Source organism: Nocardiopsis sp. LDBS1602, assembly GCF_035818715.1.
Classification (GTDB): domain Bacteria; phylum Actinomycetota; class Actinomycetes; order Streptosporangiales; family Streptosporangiaceae; genus Nocardiopsis; species Nocardiopsis alba.
The window spans coordinates 166,067-187,054 of sequence record NZ_JAYLVW010000003.1 but is presented as its reverse complement, the minus strand read 5'-3'; the positions used below and the strand labels follow the sequence as shown (position 1 = coordinate 187,054).

Here is a 20,988-nt window from a genome sequence, read left to right as displayed (position 1 = left end):
TCGCGTGACTTGGGAGGCTGTAGTGACGATCCGTTCCGACCGAGCCGGGGCCGACGACACCGGCTCGGGCCTCGGTGCGGCCCCGACCGGAACCGAGCCGGGGGCCGCCCACACCGTCCCCAGGGCGCGTTCCGGCGACCGCACACCGGCCGACCTGTCCGCCGAGCAACTGTTGAGCGCCTACTCCACCGGGGAGCTGTCCCCGGTGGAGGCGGTCGCCTCGGTGCTCGCGCGTATCGAGCAGGACGATCCGGCGCTCAACGCGTTCTGCCTGGTCCGCCCGGAGGAGGCCTTGGAGGCCGCCCGCGCCTCCGCCGAACGGTGGCGACGGGGCGAGCCCGCGGGACGGCTCGACGGAGTGCCCACCTCGGTCAAGGACATCCACCTGACCAAGGGGTGGCCGACCCGCAAGGGGTCGAGGGCCTCCTCCGCGGAGGGGCCGTGGGAGGAGGACTCCCCCGTGGTGGCCCGCCTGCGCGAGCAGGGCGCCGTGTTCGTCGGCAAGACCACCACCCCCGAGCTCGCCTGGAAGGGGGTCACGGACAACCCGCTCACCGGTATCACCCGCAATCCGTGGGACCCGTCCACGACCCCGGGAGGGTCGAGCGGAGGTTCGGCCGCCGCCGTCGCCGCCGGCATGGGTCCGCTGGCCACCGGCACCGACGGAGGCGGTTCCATCCGGATCCCGGCGAGCTTCAGCGGGATCTGCGGCATCAAGCCCACCTGGGGGCTGGTCCCGCACTACCCGGCCAGCCCGTTCGGTTCGCTGGCGCACACCGGGCCGATGACGCGGACCGTCGGCGACCTGGCGCTCATGCTCGACGTGATCTCCGGCTTCGACTCCCGGGACTGGATGGCCATGCCCACCCCGCCCCCGGGGCTGGCCGAAGCGGGGCGCGGCGAGGACCCGAGGGCGCTGGTCCAGGGCATGCGGATCGCCTACAGCCCGACCCTGGGCGGCCAGTACGTGGACCCGGAGGTGGCCCGGGTGGTCGCCGACGCGGTGCGCGTGTTCGAGGAGCTGGGCGCCGAGGTGGAGGAGGTCGACCCGGGGCTGCCGGACTCCAGGCACGAGTTCCACGTGCTCTGGTACACGGGGGCCGCGAAGGCCACGGAGGCGCTCACCGACGCCCAGCGCGAACTCCAGGATCCGGGGCTGCGGGAGATCATCGAGGAGGGTCTGACCTACTCGGCTCAGGACTATCTGACGGCGATGGCGTTGAGGATGGCCATGGGCGCCCGGATGGGGCGCTTCCACGAGACCTACGACCTGCTGCTGACGCCGAGCATGCCGATCGTGGCCTTCGAGGCGGGCCTGGAGTCGCCTCCGGGGTCGGACGACCGCAGGTGGACGTCCTGGGCCGGGTTCAGTTACCCGTTCAACATGACGCAGCAGCCGGCCGCGAGCGTTCCCTGCGGGTTCGGCGGCTCGGGACTGCCGATCGGACTCCAGGTGGTGGGTCCCCGCCACTCGGACGCCCGGGTGTTGCGCGCCTGCCGCGCCTTCGAGCTGGCCCGCCCGTGGGCCGGCCTCAGGCCCTGATCCTCACCGCCGCCGCCCGTCCCGGATCCGCTCCGGGGCGGGCGTTTTCGCGACCGGATGCGGTCGGCCGGGCCGAGGGGCGATAGGTTGACTTCGGCACCGCGGCCACCACGTCCGAACCGTGGGTGAACAGGGGCTTTGAACGGTCGCTATGCACTTTGTCCTGAAATAGGACTTTTGGCAGGTCACTTCGATGCCCTAAGACCCCCGCTGGACCTCGTCCACGTATTAACGTCTTTCTCGGAGTGATGTCGCGAGCCTCAGGAGACGGGAAGAGGGAGAACCGATGGCGGGCGGTGGGACCGAAAGGCCTCAGAAGCGGATCAGGGTCTTCCTCGTCGACGACCACGAGGTCGTTCGACGCGGTGTCGCCTCGCTCTTGGAGACCGAGGACGATATGACCGTGGTCGGCGAGGCGGGGACCGCCGAGCAGGCCCTGTCGCGCATCCCCGTCGTCCTGCCCGACGTCGCCGTGCTCGACGTCCGCCTCCCCGGCGGCTCCGGGGTCCAGGTGTGTCGTGAGATCCGCTCCGACCACCCCGAGATCGCCTGCCTCATGCTCACCTCCTTCGCCGACGAGGACGCCCTCTACGACGCCGTCATGGCCGGTGCCGCCGGCTACGTGCTCAAGCAGATCCACGGCGCCGATCTGGTGGGCGCGGTGCGCACCGTCGCCTCCGGTGGCTCGCTGCTGGACTCCGGGAGCACCGGAGCGATGCTGGAGCGCCTGCGCGGCGCCCAGGCCGAGCCCGACCCGCTGGCCGAACTCACCCCGCAGGAGCGTCAGATCCTCGACCTCATCGGCGAGGGCATGACCAACCGGCAGATCGGCGAACGCCTCTACCTCGCCGAGAAGACCGTGAAGAACTACGTCTCGGCCCTACTGGCCAAGCTGGACCTCAAGCGCCGTACCCAGGCCGCGGTCCTGGTCGCCGAGCTGCGCGGCCGCCGCTACTGACGGTCCGCCCCTCGCCCCTTCCACGCGAGGGCCTTCGCGCACACGCCGGAAAACCCCTTGAAGTCGGCCCCGGAGCCTCGTAGGTTGCCCGGGACCGTTCATCGTGAAGACAGGGGAAGTACCCGCGTGACCCCGCCTGCCCTTTGACCTGACACCTTTCGCTCAACGTGAGGCCGACCATGCCGTCGGCTCCGCCGGGCTGCCTTCGAGCGCCCGGTAGTACAGCGTTCGAGGCCGCGCGTAATCGGCCTCGTGTCAGGTTCGAGAGCACTCATGTCTTCACAACCTCATACCGTGCCGTCCTGGACCGTCCGTCGGACCGGGCTGCCCCTGCTGTCGCTGCGCTGCGTGGACTGCCGATCGGAATCGGCCACCACCGGCGAGGGCAGGTTCCGCGTCAACGCCAACGGCGGACGACTGGACGTGTGGCTACTGGTCCGCTGCGTGGACTGCGACCGCACGAACAAGCTGACCGTGCACGAGCGCGCGGCGGTGGGTTCCTTCGACCCGGCCGTGCTGGACGGATACCACGCCAACGACCTGGAGCTCGTGACGTCCCGGCTGTTGGATCCGGCTCTGGCACGGCGCCACCACTTCACCCTGGACTGGCGTGACGCCTGGCGGCTGGACGCCCCGACGGTGCCGATCGACCATGCGTGGCCGATCGGGTCGAAGGTCGTCTTCGACGCTCCGGTGCCGCTGCGTCCCGATCGGCTCCTCGCCCGAGGTCTGGGCCTGAGCCGGAGCGAGGTGGCGCGCCGGATCAAGGCCGACGTCTCACTGCGCCGTCCGAGGAACACAGATTTCGCGTTCACACTGATGCCCGTCTGAGGACGGGACCCGTCCCGCCCGGGGAGGCCCGTCGACACGGGTCGCCCCGGGCGGGCCCTCCGGAGCGGAGGGGCCTCCCCTCCCCCCCGCGCGACCTGGGAACATGAAGATCTCCTCATCTTCGTTTCATGAGGACTTCGTGTGGATCGGGCAGGCTCGGCGAATATGAGATCACCTTTGATGCCACTGGTCACAGGGGCGTTGACGGTCGTCCTCGTGGCCTCCGCGGCTCTGGTCTGGGTGCTGTTCCTGCGCGCTCCGGAGTCGACACCCGTCTCCGAGGTGGTGATCGGGACCTCGCCCGAGGACGCGTCGCCCGACCCCACGGACGAGGGCGTGGTGTCGCCTCCCTCGACCGTCACCGGCGAGGAGGAGCCCGCGGCGAGCGAACGACCGTCGGAGCCCGGGGAGACGGAACCTCCCCCATCGCCGACCGGTTTCCCCGTCGACTGCCTCGACGGCGCCTCCGGCCACGAGAACTGGGGAGAGGACCAATGGGAGAGCTGGTGGGACGCCTGCCTGGAAGCACGGTTCGAGGACGACGATGACGACTGACCCCGACGAATCCCCCGACTCCACCACCGTGCGGATACCCCCCGGAGGCAGACCCGGGGGCGGGTCCGGCGCGACCTCGCTCTTCCCGACGATGGTCATCCGCGGACCTCAGCCCGAACTCCCCCAACGGCGGCGGATCCCCGCTCGCCTGCTCATCATGGCGTGGCTGGTCCTGCTGATGACCGCCGTCCTGGTCCTGGTCAACGTCGTGACCTGGAGCGCCCTGACCACCCGAGGCGAGGAACGGGTCGACCGGGCGTTGAGCCAGGAGACCGCGGAGTTCGAGGAGTTCGCCTCGATCGGGGTCGACCCCCGCACCGGCGAGCCCTTCACCGACGTCTCCTCGCTCATCCGGGTCTACCTGGAGCGTCAGTACCCGGACGACGCCGAGATCCTCTTCGGCTGGGTCGACGAGAGCACGGGCGAGTCCTCACGGCAGCGCGGCGGTGCCCCCGGCGGCGAGGCCCCGCCCGCCGACTCCGGGCGGCTCCGGCACGGCCAGGAGCCTCCGCACGACCTGTCGGCCGACCCCGAGGCGGTCGGGGAGATCCTGGACTCCCCCGACGCCCGCGGCTCCCTGGACACCCCGGCGGGCCCGGTCCGCTGGGAGAAGGTGCGCGTGCTGCCGCCGGACGGGCGGGACGGCCCGGCCGGATGGTTCGTGATCGGCTACTTCACCGCCGAGGAACAGGACACCATCGGTTCCACGATGGGCACGATCGCCCTGGTGAGCGGGCTCGGCCTGCTCGCGGCGGCCACCGCGGCATGGTGGGTGGCCGGGCGCATCCTCGCCCCGGTGCGGCTGGTCCGCCAGACCGCCGCGGCCATCGGCGAGGAGGATCTGACCCAGCGCATCGAGGTGTCCGGGCGGGACGACATCGCGGCCCTGGCCGAGCAGTTCAACAGCATGCTGGACCGGCTGGAGGGCGCGTTCACCGCCCAACGTCGGTTCGTCGACGACGCCGGACACGAACTGCGCACCCCCATCACGATCGTGCGCGGCCACCTGGAGCTCATGGGCGACGATCCGGAGGAGCGTCGTGAGGTGGTCCGGCTGGTCACCGACGAGCTGGACCGGATGGGCCGTATCGTCGAGGACCTGTTGCTGTTGGCCAAGGCGCAGCAGCCCGACTTCGTCCGCCCCGAACCCGTCTCCCTGGCCGAGCTGACCAGCGACATCGACGCCAAGGTCCGTCCTCTGGGAGACCGGTCGTGGCGGCTGGAGGCGATCGCCGACGGCACCGCGAGGCTGGACCCGCAGCGCGTCACCCAGGCGATGGTGCAGTTGGCGGCCAACGCGGTCCGCTACTCTCCCGCCGGTTCGACCGTCCGGATCGGTTCGGCCCTGGTCGGCTCGGACGTGCGTCTGTGGGTGTCCGACCAGGGGTCGGGGATCCCCGCCGAGGACCATGGTCGCGTGTTCGAGCGCTTCTCCCGGGGCCGCCGCACGGAACGCGGCGAAGGGGGCGCCGGGCTGGGGCTGGCGATCGTACGGGCCATCGCCGAGGCCCACCACGGCCGGGTCGATCTGCGTTCGGCCCCCGGTCAGGGGTCCACGTTCACTCTGGTCCTGCCGGTCGATCGGCCCGCGGGAGGAAGCATCGGAAGGGAACAGGCTTGAGTCGCGTACTCATCGTCGAGGACGAGGAACGGATCGCCTCGTTCGTCCGCAAGGGGCTGACCGCCAACGGGTTCACCACCACCGTGGTGGGGACCGGGGCCGACGCGGTCGACTACGCCGTCACCGGCGGCTTCGACCTGATGTTGTTGGACCTGGGGCTGCCGGACACCGATGGTTTCGACGTCCTGCGTCGGCTCCGGGCCATGGGGGTGGATCTGCCCGTGGTGATCCTGACCGCCCGGGACGGGGTGCGCGACACCGTGACCGGGTTGGAGATCGGGGCGGACGACTACGTCACCAAACCGTTCCGCTTCGAGGAGCTGCTGGCGCGGGTCCGGCTGCGGATGCGCAACGAGCGCACGGCCGACCTGACGGTACTGCGCGTCGGAGACCTGTCACTGGACCTGAGGACCCGTCGGGTGTCGGTGGAGGAGGCCACGGTGGACCTGACCGCGCGCGAGTTCGCTCTGTTGGAACTGCTCATGCGCCATCCGGGGCAGGTGATGACCCGACAGCAGATGTTGTCGCACGTGTGGGGCTACGACTACGACCCCGGTTCCAACGTGGTGGACGTGTTCGTGCGCGCCCTGCGTCGCAAGGTGGGCGCGGAGCGGATCGTGACGGTGCGGGGCATGGGGTACCGGCTGACCGGCTGATCCGCGGGTGCCGGAGCGCCTCGAGGGTTCGTTCCGGGGTCGTGCGGCGTTCATGAGGATTTCCTCATCCGAGGCTCATGGACGTCTCACGACCGCCCCACAGGATGATGGCCATGATCTGGTTCGCTCTCGCGGTCGACCTGGCCGCCATCACCGTGTTGTCCTACGTCCTCTACTTCCGTCGGCACGGCCGTCGTGATCTGGTGCTGGCCTACGTGGCCCTCAACGTCGGCATCTTCGCTGTGGTCGCGATGATGGCCCGCCAGGAGGTGGGGCTCGCGGTCGGGTTCGGCCTGTTCGGTGTCCTGTCGATCCTGCGGCTGCGCTCGGATCTGATCAGCCAGGGCGAGATCGGCTACTACTTCGTGGCGATCTCCCTGGGCCTGGTGAACGCGATCGCGCCGCCTCTGGTGATGGTGGGTCTGAACGTCCTGCTGCTGGGGGTGCTGTACGTGGCCGGACACCCGAGGCTGTTGCCGCGCACCCAGCGTCGGATCATGACGTTGGACGTCGTGCACGAGGACCCCCTGGCGCTCCGCCAGGACCTGGAGGGTCGCCTTCGCGGCAAGGTCCGGCACGTGGAGGTCACCGAGGTGGACTACGTGCGCGACCTCATGGTGCTGGACGTCCGCTTCCAGGTGCCCCCTCCCGAGTCGGTCCCCCGTACCGGGCAGCGGACCCGCCCCCTCGCGACGCTGTGGGGTGGCCGGTGAGCGTCCGCCCCTCCCCCGCCCCGACGGGGTCCCTCGCCGCCGGGAACGACCTCGACCCCTCCCCGCTCGGGCCGATGCCGCCCGGACTGGAGCGGCTGCGCCCCCTGTCCCTGGCCGAGACCAACGAACGCGCCTCCCTGGTCACCCGCACCTGCCGCAAGTACCTGGTGCCCGTGAGCTCGATGTCCGACCTCTTCGCGGGGGCCGAGCGCGACTTCGGGGTGCTGGAGATCGGCGGTCGGACCTCCTTCCTGTACTCGTCGACCTACCTGGACACACCGGACCTGAGGACCTTCCACGACCACCGGCAGGGGCGCCGACTCCGGTACAAGGTGCGCACCCGCACCTACCTGGACACGGGCACGAGGATGTTCGAGGTGAAGACGAAGGGCGCGCGGGGGATCACCGACAAGGTACGGATCGAGCTGCCGATGGAGACGCCGGAGGACCGGCTCACCCCGCGGACCCGGCGGTTCCTCGATCGGACCCTCGACCGGTGCCGGCTGGGATCCCCGGACACGTTGACCGCGTCGGCGGTGACCGACTACCGCCGGAGCACGGTGGTCTCCCTCTCCGGGCTGGAGCGGGTGACCGTCGACACCGGGCTGGTGGGGTACCGCGGGGATCGCATGGTGCGCATGCGGCCGGACGTGGTGCTGCTGGAGATCAAGACCCGGGGTGGCCTGACCCCGACCGAGCGTCGTCTGCACGAACTCGGGTTCCGTGAGGCCCGTTTCAGCAAGTACGCCGCGGCGCTGGCCGCGCTCGAGCCGGGACTGCGCGGCAACCGTTGGCTGCGGGCGATGGGGCTCTGCCTGGACCACCCCGAACCACGCCGCGATCTCCTCGCCGAGAGGCGTGGGGCATAGGAGGAGGTCACGGACGCGCGTGATGTTTCACGTGGAACATCCGCCGCTCTCCGGCTCCTTCTCGAAGAGAGCCGCCGCCTCGTAACCGGTCGAGGCGGCGGCCCCATCGCGTGCCCCTCCCGCTACAAGAGGGCGATCACGACCTCACCATGGTCGCAGTCGCGGTGACGCGGGTCCAGACCACCGACGAAGGTGGAACCGGAAAGTCATACGAACCCGGGATCGGTGAGGGCCCGCGCGACCCGACGCCAGTCCACGTCGCCGAGACCGCCCCACCGGAGGTCCTCCACCACCGCCTTCAGGGTGCGCAGATCCCAGTCGTCGGTGATGGGTATGTGGCCGTCGCGATGGTCGCGCACCAGCTCGGTCACATAGTTCCGCAGGTGGTCGGAGCCCCTGTGGGCGTGCCGACGCGCCTGGGCGTGCCATCGGGCGTCGTGCGGGATCCAGGCCTCGATGACCTCGGTGGGGTCGGGGGTGGCAGGGGGCACTAGGACCGCCCGTTCCCCGCCGATGTTCCGGAACGAACACCGAGTGGGCGTTGACAGTTCCTGCACTTCTGGTTCACTCCGCCGTTCCAGCTTCCGCAGTAGTCGCAGTACATGAGAGCTCCTCCCCGCCTTGTTCGTGCCGAGACTAAGGCCATTCCGGAGTCGGGAGGTGTGGAACGGGACAAGTGACCGCTCTGAGGTGGGTGTTCACAAAGTGCCCTCTGTGACGGCAGGGACTCATGTGAACTTTTCGTGGGCGAGGAGACGATCACCGCCTTCGGCACCGGGTGGGGCGTCGGGTCGGGATCGTGCCCTCCCTGGGCGAAGCGGATGGAGGGGCGCGACGATCCCGCCGCCGGCCGTGAATCACGTCCGACGGGATCCGTCGCGCCCCTCCCGTGGAGAGAGCGTCCCTCAGTCGGCCGGCCTCAGGTCGAGCCGCCGCAGAAGCTGGGCGTTGAGCGCCACGATGATCGTCGACAGGCTCATCAGCACCGCGCCGACCGCGGGCGCCAGCACGATCCCGATCGGGGCCAGGACACCGGCGGCCAACGGCACCGCGACCACGTTGTAGCCGGCCGCCCAGGCCAGGTTCTGGATCATCTTCCGGTAGCCCGCCTCCGAGAGCCGACGGACCGAGAGCACCCCGCGCGGATCGTCGGAGGCCAGCACCACTCCGGCGGACTCGATGGCCACGTCGGTGCCCGCGCCGATGGCGATCCCCACGTCCGCCCGGGCCAGCGCCGGAGCGTCGTTGACCCCGTCTCCGACCATGGCGACCCGGTGCCCCCGTTCCTGGAGGTCGCGGACGACCGCGTCCTTCTGGTCGGGCAGGACCTGGGCGAAGACCTCGTCCAGACCGAGACGATCGGCCACCGTGTCGGCGACGTTGCGGGCGTCGCCGGTCACCATCGCCACCCGAACGCCCTGTGCCTGGAGGTCGCGTGTCGCGGCGGCGGACTCCGGACGGATCTCGTCGGCCAGCGCCAGAGCGCCGACCACCTCTCCGTCGGAGACCACGTGCAGGACGGTCGCCCCCTGGTCCCGCCAGGTCCGGGCGCCCTCCACCAGCTCGGAGGGCTCGTCGAGCCCCAGGGACTCCAGCAGCGCCGGCCCGCCCACGTAGGCCTCGGCCCCGTCCACGGTGGCCCGGACCCCGCGTCCGGTGAGGGAACGGAGGTCGGTGGCGGTCGGCACCGCCCCCCGTTCCTCCGCCGCCCGGACGATCGCCCTGGCCAGCGGATGTTCGGACTCGGACTCCACCGCGCCGGCCAGGGCCAGGACGTCCTCGCTCCGGCGTCCCGTGGCGGCGATCGTCCCCGAGAGCGCCGGCGTGCCCTTGGTCAGGGTCCCGGTCTTGTCGAACAGCACCGTGTCGATCAGACGGGTGCGTTCCAGGGCCAACCGGTCCTTGACCAGGATGCCGTTGCGCGCGGACAGGGTCGTGGAGATCGCGATGACCAGGGGGATCGCCAGACCGAGGGCGTGCGGGCAGGCGATGACCAGCACGGTGACGGTCCGTTCGACGGCCTGGCCGCTCTCGCCGAGCAGCACTCCCCACACGAACGCGGTGATCACGGCGGCGGACAGGGCGAACCAGAACAGCAGCGCCGCGGCCCGGTCGGCCAGGGCCTGGGACCGGGACCTGGAGGCCTGCGCCTCGCTCACCAGGCGTTGGATCCCGGCGAGGGTGGTGTCGTCGCCGACGGCGTCCACCCGGACCCGGATCGAGGAGTCGGTGGCGACGGTGCCCGCCACCACCCGATCCCCTTCGGACCGGGTGACGGTGCGGGACTCACCGGTGATCATCGACTCGTCGACGGCCGCGCTCCCCCGGACCACGTTCCCGTCCGCGGGCACCCGTCCTCCGGAACGGACCAGGACGGTGTCCCCGAGCCGCAGGTCGGAGACGGCGACCTCCTCGATCCGCTCCTGATCGTCGACCCGCTCGGCCCGATCGGGCAGCAGGGCGGCGAGGGCCTCCAGGGCTCCGGAGGCCTGCCCGAGGGCGCGCATCTCCAACCAGTGCCCGAGGAGCATCACCACGATCAGGAGGACGAGCTCCCACCAGAAGTCCAGACGCATGCCGACCACCCCGAGGGTGGCGAGCATGCTGGAGACGAAGGCGACGGTGATCGCCATCGCGACCAGGGTCATCATGCCGGGGCGCCGATCGCGCAGCTCGGCGGGGAGCCCGGACAGGAACGGCCATCCTCCATAGAGGAAGATCACGGTCCCCAGGATCGGGGGGATCCAGGTGAGGGCCTCGGGGACCTCATAGCCGAGCCAGGTGGAGATCATGTGGCTGGTGAACACCACCGGGACGCTCAGCAGCAGGCTCCACCAGAAGCGTCGGCGGAACATCGCGGCGTGGTCGCCGTGCCCCGCGTGGCCGCCATGGTCACCGTGGCCCGCGTGTTCCTCTTCCTCTTCCCCGTGCCCGTGTTCGTCGTGTGCGCCGTGATCCATGTGTCGCGGGTCCGAGCCTGTCGTCGCGCCGTACCTCGCCCGGCCCTTCCTCCCCACCCATCCAGTACCCGACCGGGGTATCCGTTACGGGGATGTCCGCGAGTTCCGCGTGTCACACGCCTCGTCCGGACACGAGAAGGGGCGCCCGTCGATCTTCGACGAGCGCCCCTCTTCGCGCGGTCCGTTCAGGTCTTGAGCTCCGACTCCTTGCCGTACCAGGGCCACCACTGCACGGTGTGCCCGTGCGGGATCATCCGGTCCAGGCGGATCGTGAGCCGCAGCGCGAAACCCCCCGCGATCATCCCCGCCACCAGGTCCGTGAACCAGTGGAAGTGCAGGTAGATCGAGACGGTGGACTGCAACAGGGCGATGCCCACGATGCAGTACCCCAGGCGTTTGATGATGTGCGGCCGGGCCGCCCCGAACCTGATGATCAGGAACAGCACCAGCCCGTAGATGAGGATCGCGTTGGCCCCGTGCCCCGAGGGGAAGGCCACGTTCCCCATCCCGGCGAAGAAGTCGGGGTCGAAGTACTTGGCGTGCCCCCGGTTGAAGAACAGCTTCATCACCGAGACCATCGACATCATCCCGAAGACGCCGCCCGCCCCCAGGATGATGGGCCGCCAACTTCGATGCCAGTAGGCCAGTTGGAGCGTGGTCACCCCCAGGACCGGAAGCGCCACGTAACGGGAGGCCACGTTGTCGGGCCAGAAGATCAGTGGTTCGCGCAGCGTGTCCCAGTAGGGCCGCGGCAGTTCGTTGAGGAAGTTGTCGACCGGGTGGAGGGGCCCCGCCGCGAGCATCGTCACCACGATGAGGGCGACGAAGAGGATGATCGCGATCCGATCCGAGGCGAGCCCCCAGGCGATCTCGCTCACACTCGGCCACTTCACCGCGCGCACGACGGGCGGCCCCGGAGCGTACTCCTTGGCTCTCACCACGGGGATGGGACCGCTGTAGGGACCGGGCACGGGTCTGCTCCGTTCCGGTTCGTGATGCTCGGTCGTCTGTCCGGACCTTGCGTGCCTGGTCCTCGAAGAATGCGTCATGTGCTCAGTGCTGTCTCACACGTCGTGGGCTTGCCTGTGGCACTGCTTCAGGCGTGGGGGACGGGCTAGCCGCGGTTGTCGGGACTGGTTCTGACGTCCTCGGGGTCGACACCGGGTGTCGGTAGGGTGCCGAGGGGACTCTCCCCTCCACCCTGGTTCGACGGCCGAACCTTCCGACCGGTTCGCGTGGTTCGCGACCGGGCGTTCGCAGGTCCGGCTTCCGAGGGACGGAACCGGCAGTCGAGCGGCGCCGCACCGGCACTCGCTCCCACTCCGATTCTGTTCGCGCAGGTCAGGTCGGCCCTCTCGGGCCTGGACCGTGACGTGGACTACACTCCGTACGGCCTTGTCTGGATATCGCCGACAGACGAGCCTACCCGGACACACCCCTCCATTGGTGGTCTCGGGGGCCGAGTGTGACCCTTCTGCCTCGGACTTTGCCCGAGGCATCCCTCCCGGATCCCTCCGCTTCACCGGGGCGCGATCCGTTCGTGAGTGTTTCGTTAGTGGCCCGTGGCCGTTCGTCCGGGCGACCCGTCCGCATGTGGCACTCTTCAAAGAGCTTGTCAGACAAGAGAGTGCGTCGACCCGTGTGCCACTCGCGTACGGGACGGAGAACGGAAGGGCCCTGGATGGTCGACCTCCCGCGGTTGCCGGACGACCCCTCGAAACTGGCCCGAGAACCACTGAGGGAACAGATCCGGCAGGTACTGGTCGAAGGCCTGCTGTCCGGCCGATGGCAGCCCGGCGAGCGCATCGTCGAACGGCGGATCGCCACGGAGCTCAACGTGAGCCAGGCTCCGGTCCGCGAGGCTCTGCGCGAACTGGAGACCCTGCGTCTCATCGAGACGGTGCCGAACAAGGGTGCCAGGGTCAGGGCCTTCGGTGTACAGGACATGGCCGAGATCTACCCCGTTCGCGCGGGCCTCGAGCTCGTCGCCGCGCAGTTGGCCGCTCCTCGCCTGGCCAAGGACCCCTCCGCCCTGGAACACGAGGTGGAGGCGCTCAAGGACGCCACCGCCCGCGGGGACGTCACCGAGCAGATCCGCCACAGTGTGGAGTTCCACCGCGAGATCGTGAAGGCCGCCGACAACAGCGTGCTCCTGCACACGTGGGAGTCGTTGGGCGTGGAGGTGTGGACCGCGCTGTCGGTGCGCTGGCTCGACATGGAGCTGCACGCCAAGGCCGCCGACCACGCACAGATCACACGGGCCTTCCGCGAGGGGGATCCGGCCGTGGGTCAGATGCTCAGCGAGCATGTCCTGAACTACGTCGAGGCGGCCCTCAGAACCCACGGGGGCGGGCGCTAGGAGCGGTGGGGCGGACCCCCGTCCCACTCGATCCGCGCTCTGACCTGCCGACACCCCTTCCCTCACCGATCGTCATCACCTGACCCTCCACACAAAAAAACGGGCATCTGACGTAAAGTTGTATTGATCGATCATCGATCAGACCGTAGAGTGTGCGCGACGCACGTCACATCCATGCGCGCGTGCCCCCTGGTGGTACGGGATCGTTCATCCGGCTGGTGAGCGAGACCGGACATGCTTACCGCTCTCCGCAACGGGAAGCAATGCCCTCAAGGGTCGCGGCGCCACAACTGCACACGCGACCCGATTCGCTTCGCGTCCGTCCCCGGTCCCCGCCACGGCCCGAACGGACGCGCCCCGCAACAGCCACAGGTGTCGTCGCCGAATGAGCCCGGCGGCGACACACGCCAGGGCCACGCCTGACAGCGGGCCCGGGCAGGCCTCGCCACCCGTCCCACAGGCCGGAACGCGGGCCTTCTCGCACGTAGAAAGGCACACCATGGCTGACACGGCCAAGCCGAAGGGCGGCAGCGCCCGGGCCTCCGGGTCCAGGCGCCGGAGCCGCAAGGACACCAACGGCCTCGGCAACGAGACGCCGGAGACCCTTCTCGACTACTACCGCCAGATGCTGTTCATCCGGCGCTTCGAGGAGCGCACCGGCCAGGCCTACACTCAGGCCCGCATCGGCGGCTACTGCCACCTCAACCTCGGCGAGGAGGCCACCGTCGTCGGTCTGATGACGGCCCTCCAGGAGCGCGACTACCTGTTCACGAACTACCGTGACCACGGTTACGCCATCGGCAAGGGCATGGACCCCAAGCGGGTCATGGCCGAGCTCTACGGACGCGTCGACGGCGTGTCCAAGGGCTGGGGCGGCTCCATGCACATGTACGACACCGAGACCCGCATGCTCGGTGGCTACGGCATCGTCGGCGGCCAGCTCCCCCTGGCCACGGGCGCGGCCCTGGCCGTCACCTACCGCGGTGGCGACGAGGTCGTCATGTGCCAGATGGGCGACGGCACCACCAACATCGGCGCCTGGCACGAGTCCCTCAACATCGCCAAGCTGTGGAACCTGCCGATCGTCTTCGTGGTGATCAACAACTTCACCGGCATGGGCACCACCGTGGAGATGTCCTCCGCCGAGCCCGACCTGTACAAGCGCGGCTCCGCCTACCGCATCGAGGGCGAGCGCGTCGACGGCCGTGACGTCCTGGCCGTCCGCGACACCGCCTCCCGCCTGATCGAGCGCGCCCGCGAGGAGCAGACCCCCTTCATCCTGGAGGCCTGGAGCTACCGGAAGAAGGGCCACTCGGTCGTCGACCCGGCCAAGTACCGCACCGACGAGCAGCGCGAGCTGGCCTCGGCCGACGAGAACGACCCGGTCCTGACCTTCGGCGACCAGCTCGCCAAGGCCGGCATCCTCACGGACGAGCTCCGCGAGGAGATCGCCGCCTCCGTCAAGGCCGAGGTGGCCGAGGCCGCCGACTTCGCGGAGAACAGCGCGAAGCCGGACCCGTCCACGCTCTTCGACTACACATACGCCACCCCGGTCCCCAACGAGTCGCGGCGCATGCCCGCCGACCCGGTGTTCGCGGAGTAGGGAAGGAACCAGTCACATGTCCGTGATCACATACCGCCAGGCTCTGCGGGACACCCTGCGCGCCGAGATGGTGCGCGACGAGAACGTCCTCGTCATCGGCGAGGAGATCGGAGTCTTCGAGGGCTCCTACAAGATCACCGAGGGGCTCCTCAAGGAGTTCGGGCCCCGCCGCGTCAAGGACACCCCGATCGCCGAGGAGGGCTTCGTCGGCGCCGCCATCGGTGCCGCGATGCTGGGCCTTCGCCCGGTCGTCGAGCTGATGACGATCAACTTCTCGCTGATCGCCATCGACCAGATCATCAACCACGCCGCCAAGATCTACGGCATGTTCGGTGGTCAGACCAGCGTTCCCCTGGTCATCCGGACCCCCGGCGGCGGTGGCCAGCAGCTCGGCGCGACGCACTCGCAGAACATCGAGCTGTTCTACTCCTTCATCCCCGGCCTCAAGGTGATGGCTCCCAGCACCCCGGCCGAGGCCTCCTCCATGCTGCGCGCGGCCATCCGCGACGACGACCCGGTCCTGTTCCTGGAGAACCTGGGTCTGTACAACTCCAAGGGCGAGGTCCCCGACGACTACGCCGAGCCGAAGAACGACAACGTCGCGACCATCGGCCGCGCCGCCGTCACCCGCGAGGGCAGCGACATCACGCTGATCGGCTACTCCCGGATGGCCATGGTCGCCGGCCAGGTCGCCGAGAAGCTGGCCGACGAGGGCATCAGCGTCGAGGTCGTCGACCTGCGCAGCCTGCGTCCGCTCGACCGCCAGACCTTCGTGGACTCGGTCAAGAAGACCGGCGCCGCGGTGATCTGCGAGGACGACTGGCTCACCTACGGCATCGGCGCGGAGATCGCCGCCTCCATCCAGGAGGGGGCCTTCGACTACCTCGACGCCCCGGTCCGCCGGGTGGCCATGGCGGAGGTTCCCATGCCCTACGCCAAGCCGCTGGAGACCGCGGCCCTGCCGTCGGTCGAGTCGATCACCACCGCGATCAAGGAGACCCTGAGCGCCGTCGGCAAACGGGTCGGGTAGAGGAGTTTCAATGAGCGAGATCCACATGCCGCGCCTCTCCGACACCATGGAGGAGGGCGTCATCTCCACCTGGGTCAAGAAGGTGGGGGACAAGGTCGCGGCCGGTGACGTGCTGGTCGAGATCGAGACCGACAAGGCCGTCATGGAGTTCGAGGCCTACGAGGACGGCTACCTCGTCAAGCAGAACGTCTCCGAGGGCGACACCGTACCGATCGGCGAGGTCATCGGCCTCATCGCCGACTCCCCGGACGCCGTACCCGAGGAGAGCCCCGCCCCGGCCGCCCCCGCGGCCGAGGAGAAGGCCGAGGAGCCCGCCGCCGAGGAGAAGCCCGCCCCCGCCGCTCCGGCCGAGACCGCCCCCGCGGCCTCGTCGGACGAGGCTCCGGCGGACCGTCCCCGTACCTCCCCGCTGGCCCGCCGGCTGGCCAAGGAGTACGGCCTGGACATCACCAAGATCAAGGGCTCCGGACCCAAGGGTCGGATCGTCCGCGCCGACATCGAGGCCGCCGCCAAGGACGGCTCCGCCGAGCACGCCGCCCCGGCCCCCGAGCCGGCCGCGGCGAAGTCCGCTCCGGCCCCGGCCGCTCAGGCCTTCGACGATGGTCGCGACTCCGAAGAGCTCAAGATCAACAACGTGCGCAAGGTGATCGCGCGCCGTCTGACCGAGAGCAAGCAGACGGTCCCGCACTTCTACCTGCGCCGGACGATCGACGCCGAGGCCCTCAAGGCCTTCCGCGGCCAGATCAACGAGCAGCTGTCCAGTACCGGCGTCAAGATCAGCTTCAACGACCTGATCGTGAAGGCCTGTGCCACCGCGCTCAAGCTGCACCCGGCCGTCAACACCTCCTGGGTCGACGAGAAGCTGCTCCAGCACCACCGGGTCAACGTCGGTGTCGCGGTCGCAGTGGACGCCGGCCTGGTCGTTCCGGTGCTGCACGACACCGACAAGGCCACGCTGTCGGAGATCTCCACCCGCACGCGTGAGCTGGCCGGCAAGGCCCGCGACAACAAGCTCAAGCCGCAGGAGATGAGCGGCGGCACGTTCAGCGTGTCCAACCTGGGCATGTTCGGCGTGGACAGCTTCTCCGCGGTGATCAACCCGCCGGAGGCCGCCATCCTCGCGGTCGGCGCCATGCGCCAGGAGCCCGTGGTCGTCGACGGTGAGGTGCGGGTGCGCAACCGCATCTCGCTGGAGCTGTCCGTGGACCACCGCGCGGTGGACGGTGCCGTCGGCGCCGCCTTCCTCAAGGACCTCGCGGAGATCCTCGAAGAGCCGATGCGCATCATCCTGTAGGGATGTCGTGACGTCGTAGCACGTCGCGGCGTTCGGACGCCCCGGCCGGAACCTTCCGGTCGGGGCGTCCGTCGTCATGTCGGGCCCGCTCCCCGATTCCTCAAGGCGTTCTCGTCCCCTGCCCCTGGCAGGATCTTCTCGTCACCGAAAGGAACGGACACCCATGACGAACACCCTCTGGCCGGCCGACCGGGTCGCCGAACTCGCCGTCCTCCTCCGAGGGTTCCGCCCGGGCAAGTGGACCGAGGCGGACCTGTCCCAAGGGGCGGTCGCCCAGGGCTGGGAGTGGAGCGCGGGAGAGCTCGGACCGATCCTGCACACGGGCCGACCGTTCGGCGAGGGGCAGCTGCTGCCCGTCGAAGACCACATGGACATCCACGTGACCACCGAGGAGTACACGGGGCTGCACTTCCCGCTGGGACGGGTCGAGGGCGGTGTCCGGAAACAGGTCGAGGCCTTCCGAGAGATGGGTCGGGCCCTCCGCGAGCGGCTCGGCGAGCCGAACGTCATCGGCTCGGACGACCCCGACGATCCTCTGCACGGTTCGGCCCCGGAGTGGGGCGCGCCCTTCCTGCGCTGGAGGGATCGGGCCAACAGTCTGGAGCTGCGGGTCTCCGGAAGGGGAGACCCCGTGCTGTCACTGCTGCCCACCTCTCCCGCCGAGGGCCGGTACCGGTACGACCGCGAACACGGGGCGGGCCTCGTGGGCGGGTTCCTCGGGGTCTCCCTCACCGGGGACATCGCCGGTATGACCATCGCCGGGATCACCAGGGGAGACGACTGGAAGGGCTACGCGCGCCGGCTGGTCGACGTCCTGCGCACCATGCCCGCCGAGCTGACCGCCCTGGGGTTCGAACGCTCCTTCGGCCTGCACGGTGACATCCCCGGTGAAGGAGGGCCCTGGGTCTTCCAACTGGCGCTCGGGCAAGACGTGGAGCTGGGGCTGGACGAGGCCGCGGCCGACATCATGAAGCGCTCCCCCGAGATGCCCGATCCCGAGGAGCTGGGCTGGACCGAGGCCACCGAGGCACGTCACCTCCAGGAGGAGATCGCCTACCTCGCGCCGAGCTACCGGTACGACGAGGTCAACGCGGTGCGGCTGGCCATGCTGGTCCTGGAGACCGCCGAGGCTCTGGGCATCGCCTCTCCGGAGGGCCTGTCGCTGACCGACAACGGCGGTCGTATCCCCAACCCCGGCGGAGACGGCCCGCACACGGACTACCGGATCAGCGACTACGGCCTCGCCGTCACCGAGAACCCCTGACCGGAACCGGAAGGACCGCCATGGTCCGCGCTCGGAGGTGCGTCCCTCCCCCGCGTCCGTGGGCCGATCCCTCCACCGGCCACCACCGCCCCGGCCACCGATAGCGGCCGGGGCCTGGCCGTTCGGCGGCCGCCCTCGTGGGTCCGCGGGTCAACCGGCGAAGCGCGGACGCCGTACGGGGACCACGCCCGCGTCCCGCAGTTCCATCTCGGCCTCCTGCCTCGTGATACCGCGCAACGTGGCGATGGCCTGTACCGACAGGACGCCTTCGGCGTAGGCGTTGACGGCCCGGCCGAGGAGTCGTTGCGGTGCCCGGCGCCGGGCGGACTCTTCCCGCAGGGCACGGTATTGATCGCTCCACCCGAACCGCGTCGCCAACTGCGGCGTGGTGGGCGACAGCCACGCCCGTTTGGTGGCGTCGTCGATGTAGCCGGCCTGGCACAACGCGATCGCGGCGATCGGCGGTGCGACCAGGAAGCGCTGGACGACCTCGGAGAGTTCGGAGAGTTCGGCCTTGGCCGGTGATCCTCGTTCACCGAGGAACTCGCGCAGGCCGTCGAGGGGGACGAGCAGATGCCGTGCGAAGGCGTCGGCCCGGCTCTCCTCGAAAGGGGGGTGACCCCAGGCGCCCGCCGGACCGCCCATCGCGTCCCCGAACAGGACATGGCCCAGTTCGTGGGCGAGTGTCTTGCGTTGCCGCATGGGGCGACGAGTGGACGCGACACCGATGAACATGACGTCTCGTTGCCGGTCCCGCACCATCATGCCGTGATGGTCCTGGTCCGCTTCGAGCGCGGCCACGTTGATCCCCGTGGCCCGCTCGATGATCGCGATGAGGTCGCCCAAGGGCTGCACACCGAGATTCCGTTCCTCCCGGAACCGTTCGGCCGCGGTGCGGCCTTCGACTTCTGCGCTCACGTTTCGACCGTCCGGTTTCAGGTTGTGGCGGAGACGGCCTGGTCGTCCAGGTAGGCGTCCAGTTCCAGGAAGTCCAGCAGTGTCTGGCGCATGCCGCTCATCGCGGAGCCGGTGGTGAGGAGGGGCACGCACTGAACCCGCTCGGCCACCGTCCCGACCCCGGTGAGCTGGGTGACCGTACACCCGGTCTCCCAGGCGATCGCCGCGATCTCGGCCGTCTTCGCCTCCCGATTCCCGGAGATGATCCGCGACAGGGTGGACTGTGAGATGCCCGTGGCATCGGCGAGAGCACGCTGGCTCAGACCCGCCGCCGCCCGGGCTCGCTCGATCCGTGCACCGATATCCGTCAACGACATTGCCACCGACCTACCAATGTGAATCATTACCAACGGCCATCAGATCAGTAGAGGAATCACGAATTTCCCGATTCCGGAAAAGAGCGGAATCAACCGGAGACCGTGTCATGCGCGTCGCCCTCACGAAAACGTTCGATCTGCTCGACGTGCGAGGCCCGGAACTCGGGAGCGTCGATTCCCAGACCCGGCCGGGGTGCCAGGGCCAGCACACCGACCTTGCCGCTGTGCTCGTTCTGGTGCACCCGACGAGCGGCCAGTCCCACGTCGTCCAATCCGTACACCGCGGAAAGGGTCGGGTGGACCACGCCCTTGGCGATGAGTCGGTTGGCCTCCCACGCCTCGCGGTAGTTCGCGAAGTGCGTACCGACGATCCGCTTCAACCCCATCCACAGATAACGGTTGTCGTACTGGTGCTGATAACCGGAGGTGGACGCGCAGGTGACGATGGTGCCGCCGCGCCGCGCCACGTACACGCTGGCGCCCATCGTCTCCCGCCCCGGGTGCTCGAACACCACATCGGGGTCGTCGCCGCCGGTCAGGTCGCGGATCCGGGCACCGAAACGCTTCCACTCCTTGGGGTCCGGTGTGTCCGGGTCGCTCCAGAACCTGTAGCCCTCGGCCGCCCGGTCGATGATCAGCTCCGCGCCCTGGGACCGCACCAGGTCGGCCTTGGCCCGGCTGGAGACGACGCACACGGGGGTGGCCCCGGCGCGCAGCGCCAACTGGGTGGCGTACGAGCCGAGTCCACCCGCGGCCCCCCAGATGAGGACCACGTCTCCGAGCTTCACACGCGCCCCGTTGCGGGAGATGAGCTGACGATAGGCGGTCGAGTGCACCAGCCCTGAGACCGCCGACTCCTCCCAGGTCAGGTGGGCGGGCTTGGGCATCAACTGGTTCGCTTTGACCAGGCTGAGCTGAGCGAGCCCACCGTAGTTGGTCTCGTATCCCCAGATGCGCTGCTCAGGGTCGAGCATGCTGTCGTCATGACCGTCCGCTTCGGACAGTTCGACCGACAGGCAGTGCGCGACCACCTTGTCACCGGGCTTCCATCGCCGTACGCCCGCTCCGACCCTCAACACGACACCGGACATGTCCGAACCGAGCACGTGGAACGGCTGATCGTGGATCCCCGCGGAGGGGACCTGACTCGCGTACCGCCGGAGGAAGCCGAACGTGGGAACCGGTTCGAAGATCGAACTCCAGACGGTGTTGTAGTTGATGCTGCTCGCCATGACCGCGACGAGTACCTCCCCCACACCGGGCTCGGGTGTGGGCACTTCGCGGAGGGTCAGCGACTTGGCCGGGTCCCGGCTCTGCGACGGCAGACCGGAGAACATCTCCGTGTCCTCCCGCAGAACGACCGCCCCCTTGTAGCTCTCCGGGACGCCCATGCCGGCGACCGTGTCGGCGTCGATGTCACCTGAGGCAAGATAATCCGCGATTTCCCGCATTCGACCT

Annotated in this window: 19 protein-coding genes; 13 read left to right on the top strand and 6 right to left on the bottom strand. The window is 69.5% G+C overall.

The window, feature by feature from the left end; translation table 11 throughout:
• The first annotated feature begins 22 nt into the window (after window positions 1-22).
• The 8 genes from U9J66_RS12840 to U9J66_RS12805 all read left to right on the top strand — a co-directional run bounded on the left by U9J66_RS12840 (window position 23) and on the right by U9J66_RS12805 (window position 7,746).
• A complete protein-coding gene (locus U9J66_RS12840; protein ID WP_017534311.1) occupies window positions 23-1,543 on the top strand; it encodes an amidase in 1,521 nt (506 codons plus the stop codon).
• A gap of 286 nt (window positions 1,544-1,829) precedes the next feature.
• Window positions 1,830-2,501: a response regulator gene (locus U9J66_RS12835; RefSeq protein WP_014913384.1), complete on the top strand. Its 672-nt coding sequence runs from the start codon at window positions 1,830-1,832 to the stop codon at window positions 2,499-2,501.
• Window positions 2,502-2,795: 294 nt separating this feature from the next.
• Window positions 2,796-3,332, top strand: coding sequence for a DUF1062 domain-containing protein (locus U9J66_RS12830; protein ID WP_326337769.1), 537 nt, complete (start codon window positions 2,796-2,798; stop codon window positions 3,330-3,332).
• A 180-nt stretch (window positions 3,333-3,512) separates the two neighbouring features.
• Complete coding sequence (locus U9J66_RS12825) at window positions 3,513-3,887, top strand: hypothetical protein (RefSeq protein WP_326337768.1); 375 nt, start codon at window positions 3,513-3,515, stop codon at window positions 3,885-3,887.
• Entirely contained in the window at window positions 3,877-5,508 is a 1,632-nt protein-coding gene (locus U9J66_RS12820) for a sensor histidine kinase (RefSeq protein ID WP_014911494.1), read from the top strand. Before U9J66_RS12825 ends, U9J66_RS12820 begins: the two co-directional genes overlap by 11 nt.
• Window positions 5,505-6,164 carry a response regulator transcription factor gene (locus U9J66_RS12815; protein WP_042284648.1) on the top strand — a complete coding sequence of 220 codons (660 nt, stop codon included), beginning with the start codon at window positions 5,505-5,507 and terminating at the stop codon, window positions 6,162-6,164. The genes U9J66_RS12820 and U9J66_RS12815 overlap by 4 nt, the downstream gene beginning before the upstream one ends.
• Window positions 6,165-6,277: 113 nt before the next feature.
• Window positions 6,278-6,877, top strand: a complete 600-nt coding sequence (locus U9J66_RS12810) for a DUF4956 domain-containing protein (RefSeq protein ID WP_014912105.1) — start codon at window positions 6,278-6,280, stop codon at window positions 6,875-6,877.
• Window positions 6,874-7,746, top strand: a complete 873-nt coding sequence (locus U9J66_RS12805) for a polyphosphate polymerase domain-containing protein (protein WP_014910772.1) — start codon at window positions 6,874-6,876, stop codon at window positions 7,744-7,746. Before U9J66_RS12810 ends, U9J66_RS12805 begins: the two co-directional genes overlap by 4 nt.
• Window positions 7,747-7,952: 206 nt before the next feature.
• Here U9J66_RS12805 and U9J66_RS12800 read toward each other — a convergent pair whose 3' ends face one another.
• From U9J66_RS12800 to U9J66_RS12790, 3 genes are all read right to left on the bottom strand, one after another.
• A complete protein-coding gene (locus tag U9J66_RS12800; RefSeq protein WP_014908637.1) occupies window positions 7,953-8,237 on the bottom strand; it encodes a hypothetical protein in 285 nt (94 codons plus the stop codon).
• Between the two features lie 414 nt (window positions 8,238-8,651).
• Window positions 8,652-10,706: a heavy metal translocating P-type ATPase gene (locus U9J66_RS12795; protein ID WP_326337766.1), complete on the bottom strand. Its 2,055-nt coding sequence runs from the start codon at window positions 10,704-10,706 to the stop codon at window positions 8,652-8,654.
• Window positions 10,707-10,891: 185 nt separating this feature from the next.
• Window positions 10,892-11,647 (bottom strand): phosphatase PAP2 family protein, encoded by a 756-nt coding sequence (locus U9J66_RS12790; RefSeq protein WP_036568029.1) that lies wholly within the window; start codon window positions 11,645-11,647, stop codon window positions 10,892-10,894.
• A 740-nt stretch (window positions 11,648-12,387) separates the two neighbouring features.
• On the opposite strand from U9J66_RS12790, the gene U9J66_RS12785 reads away from it, so the two are divergent.
• The 5 genes from U9J66_RS12785 (at window position 12,388) to U9J66_RS12765 (ending at window position 18,256) form a co-directional block, all read left to right on the top strand.
• The gene (locus tag U9J66_RS12785; RefSeq protein ID WP_014911282.1) at window positions 12,388-13,065 is read left to right on the top strand and encodes a GntR family transcriptional regulator; all 678 of its coding nucleotides are present in this window, start codon (window positions 12,388-12,390) and stop codon (window positions 13,063-13,065) included.
• 499 nt (window positions 13,066-13,564) lie between these two features.
• Window positions 13,565-14,668: a pyruvate dehydrogenase (acetyl-transferring) E1 component subunit alpha gene (gene pdhA / locus U9J66_RS12780; protein WP_014913521.1), complete on the top strand. Its 1,104-nt coding sequence runs from the start codon at window positions 13,565-13,567 to the stop codon at window positions 14,666-14,668.
• A gap of 16 nt (window positions 14,669-14,684) precedes the next feature.
• Complete coding sequence (locus U9J66_RS12775; RefSeq protein WP_014908958.1) at window positions 14,685-15,698, top strand: alpha-ketoacid dehydrogenase subunit beta; 1,014 nt, start codon at window positions 14,685-14,687, stop codon at window positions 15,696-15,698.
• Between the two features lie 10 nt (window positions 15,699-15,708).
• The gene (locus U9J66_RS12770; RefSeq protein WP_014912256.1) at window positions 15,709-16,992 is read left to right on the top strand and encodes a dihydrolipoamide acetyltransferase family protein; all 1,284 of its coding nucleotides are present in this window, start codon (window positions 15,709-15,711) and stop codon (window positions 16,990-16,992) included.
• A 163-nt stretch (window positions 16,993-17,155) separates the two neighbouring features.
• Complete coding sequence (locus U9J66_RS12765) at window positions 17,156-18,256, top strand: hypothetical protein (protein ID WP_017534306.1); 1,101 nt, start codon at window positions 17,156-17,158, stop codon at window positions 18,254-18,256.
• Window positions 18,257-18,406: 150 nt separating this feature from the next.
• On the opposite strand, the gene U9J66_RS12760 is transcribed toward U9J66_RS12765, so the two are convergent.
• From U9J66_RS12760 to ccrA, 3 genes are all read right to left on the bottom strand, one after another.
• A complete protein-coding gene (locus U9J66_RS12760) occupies window positions 18,407-19,174 on the bottom strand; it encodes an ImmA/IrrE family metallo-endopeptidase (RefSeq protein ID WP_017534305.1) in 768 nt (255 codons plus the stop codon).
• A 17-nt stretch (window positions 19,175-19,191) separates the two neighbouring features.
• Complete coding sequence (locus tag U9J66_RS12755) at window positions 19,192-19,530, bottom strand: helix-turn-helix domain-containing protein (protein ID WP_326337765.1); 339 nt, start codon at window positions 19,528-19,530, stop codon at window positions 19,192-19,194.
• A gap of 89 nt (window positions 19,531-19,619) precedes the next feature.
• Window positions 19,620-20,981 (bottom strand): crotonyl-CoA carboxylase/reductase, encoded by a 1,362-nt coding sequence (gene ccrA, locus U9J66_RS12750; protein WP_014912743.1) that lies wholly within the window; start codon window positions 20,979-20,981, stop codon window positions 19,620-19,622.
• Window positions 20,982-20,988: the final 7 nt, after the last annotated feature.